At 42.2% G+C, this 3,416-nt stretch carries 2 protein-coding genes; both read left to right on the forward strand.

Annotated features, from left to right (window positions below):
• Window positions 1-1,697: MucBP domain-containing protein (locus tag NF418_RS10185; RefSeq protein WP_256779517.1), on the forward strand; the 1,697-nt coding region annotated here is incomplete at its 5' end.
• Window positions 1,698-1,898: 201 nt separating this feature from the next.
• Window positions 1,899-3,266, forward strand: coding sequence for a H2O-forming NADH oxidase (gene nox / locus NF418_RS10190; protein ID WP_105109589.1), 1,368 nt, complete (start codon window positions 1,899-1,901; stop codon window positions 3,264-3,266).
• Window positions 3,267-3,416: the final 150 nt, after the last annotated feature.

A 3,416-nucleotide genomic window follows, 5' to 3' on the forward strand; every position in this document is an offset into this window, starting at 1 on the left:
CAGAATACCCATTTGACCCAACTGAGCCAGATAAGGAAATTCCGTCTATTCCAACCAATCCGACAACAGATCAACCAGTCATTCCGCACGTACCGGGTTACACCCCAGTCGATCCGAAGGACAATACACCGTTGACACCTGTTGATCCAGAAGATCCAAGCAAGGGCTACGTTCCACCAACACCAGAAACACCAGGTGAGGATACCTTGATTCCTTATGTACCTGTCAAGGGTGATGTGGTAATTAAGTATGTTGATACAGACGGCAATACTCTTAAGGATTCTGTTACAGATGAGGATGATGTTCTAGCTGGTACGAAGTACGACACGACAGACGAAGGTGACAAACCAACTGAAATCGTTCGTAACGGTGATAAGTATGTTCTTGTACCGTCTAAGACGACTGCGGTTGATCCAGCTGGTAAGTCAGTGGAAGAAACAGGCAACGTGGTCGAAGGCACAACAACGATTACATATGTTTACCAAAAAGTAGCTAACTGGATTCCACTCATTCCGAATGTACCAGAGAATGAACGTCCTAAGACAGAATACCCATTTGATCCAACTGAGCCAGATAAGGAAATTCCGTCTATCCCAACCAATCCAACTACGGACAAACCAGTTATCCCTCACGTACCAGGCTACACTCCAGTAGATCCGAAGGACAATACACCGTTGAAACCTGTTGATCCAGAAGATCCAAGCAAGGGCTACGTTCCACCAACTCCAGAAACACCGGGTGAAGATACCTTGATTCCTTACGTGCCTATTAAGAATGGTACAGTCATTGTCACTTACATAACTGAGGATGGAGAAGAGATTAAGTCACCTGTGACAGATACCCCATCATCACCAGAGGGTACCCCATACGATACTACAGATAATAAGCCAACTATAATCACCTATAAAGGCGAAGAGTATGAATTGGTTCGCGTAGAAGGTACAGAAAACGGTACAGTGGTAGAAGGTGATACGAAGGTTACTTATGTTTACCGTAAGAAACCAGCTACCCCACCAGTAACACCAGAAGTGAAACAAGGTAATGTCATTGTTGCCTACATCACAGAAGATGGCGTAGAGATTAAGTCACCTGTGACAGATACCCCTTCATCACCAGAGGGTACCCCATACGATACTACAGATAATAAGCCTAAGACAATCACTTATAATGGTGAAGAGTACGAACTTGTTCGAGTTGATGGTACAGAAAATGGCACAGTAGTAGAAGGTGACATTAAGGTAACCTATGTTTACCGTAAGAAACCAGCTACCCCACCAGTAACCCCAGAAGTTAAACAAGGTAGTGTCATTGTTACTTACATCACAGAAGAAGGCGTAGAGATTAAGTCTCCTGTAACGGATACTCCAACTTCTCCAGAAGGTACGCCATACGACACTACAGATAACAAGCCTAAGACAATCACTTACAATGGTGAAGAGTACGAACTTGTTCGCGTAGAAGGTACAGAAAACGGTACAGTGGTAGAAGGTGATACGAAGGTTACTTATGTTTACCGTAAGGTAGTAAAACCGACTCCGCCTGCCCCAGCTAAACCATCTGTTGCTAAACCAGTTAAATCTGAAAAACCTAAGTTGCCAGATACTGGTGAAGAAGAGTCAACAGCGGGTATGCTTGGAGTATTGTTACTTGTATCAAGTCTATTCGGTGTGAGAAAACGCCGTCGTGACCAACAGTAATCGAGGCAAAGAATAAGAGAGGGCAATCCTCTCTTATTTTTTTGTACGACAAAAAACTAAATAAAATAAGGGTTACCAAAAAATTTTCAAGAAAAAATAAAAAAATGTGATTTTCTGAGCAAAAATTTTGAAATCGGTAACATTATTAGTGTATAATGGAAGATGTAAAAAAATATTTATTTTGAAAGTGAGATTTTACTTATGGCTAAAATCGTTGTTGTTGGTGCTAACCACGCTGGTACTGCCGCAATCAAAACTATGTTGACAAATTATGGTCAAGAAAACGAAATCGTTGTATTTGACCAAAACTCAAACATCTCATTCTTGGGTTGTGGTATGGCTTTGTGGATTGGTGAGCAAATTGCCGGTCCAGAAGGACTTTTCTACTCTGATAAAGAACAATTGGAAAGCATGGGCGCAAAAGTTTACATGGAGTCACCTGTTACAGCTATTGACTATGAAGCAAAAACAGTTACTGCACTTGTAAACGGTCAAGAGCACGTTGAAGCTTACGACAAACTTCTCTTTGCTACAGGTTCACAACCAATCTTGCCACCAATCAAAGGTGCTGCAATCAAAGAAGGTTCACTTGAATTTGAAGCAACTCTTGAAAACTTGCAATTCGTTAAATTGTACCAAAACTCAGCAGATGTTATTGAAAAATTGAAAAACAAAGACATCAACCGCGTAGCAGTAGTTGGTGCTGGTTACATCGGTGTTGAGCTTGCAGAAGCATTCCAACGTAAAGGTAAAGAAGTTATCCTTATCGACGTTGTAGATACATGTTTGGCTGGTTACTATGACCGTGACTTGTCAGACCTTATGGCTAAAAACATGGAAGACAACGGTATCAAACTTGCCTTCGGTGAAACTGTTCAAGAAGTTGCTGGTGATGGCAAAGTTGAGAAAATCATCACTGACAAGAACGAATACGATGTTGACATGGTTATCTTGGCTGTTGGTTTCCGTCCAAACACTGCATTTGCAGGTGAAGGAATCGAGCGTTTCCGTAACGGTGCCTTCCTTGTAAACAAACGCCAAGAAACTTCTATCCCAGGTGTTTACGCTATCGGTGACTGTGCAACGATCTATGACAACGCGACTGGCGACACAAGCTACATCGCATTGGCTTCAAACGCAGTACGTACTGGTATCGTAGCAGCTCACAACATCTGTGGTACTGACCTTGAAGGTATCGGTGTACAAGGTTCTAACGGTATCTCTATCTACGGACTTAACCTTGTATCAACTGGTTTGACACTTGAAAAAGCTACTCGTCTTGGTTTGAACGCTGCTGTTACTGAAGTAACTGACAACCAAAAACCAGAATTCATGGAGCATGGTAACTTCCCAGTAACTATCAAGATCGTTTACGATAAAGATTCACGTCGTATCCTTGGTGCTCAAATGGCTGCTCGTGAAGACATCTCATTGGGTATCCACCTCTTCTCATTGGCGATCCAAGAAGGCGTAACAATCGAAAAATTGGCATTGACAGACTTGTTCTTCTTGCCACACTTCAACAAACCATACAACTACATCACAGTAGCTGCATTGGGTGCTGAATAATTAAAATAAGAAAAAGGGTCAGGTGTGAACAGCTCCCTGTCAAGTGGACAATGAAATAATAAAAGATTAGGCGACGGCCTTGTTCCTCATTTCAAGAGGGGCAAGGCCGTTGTTGCGTTCTTGAAAACGTTGGTGATTGTAAAAATGGAT

The organism is Streptococcus suis (assembly GCF_024509555.1).
GTDB classification, from domain to species: Bacteria; Bacillota; Bacilli; order Lactobacillales; family Streptococcaceae; genus Streptococcus; species Streptococcus suis_AD.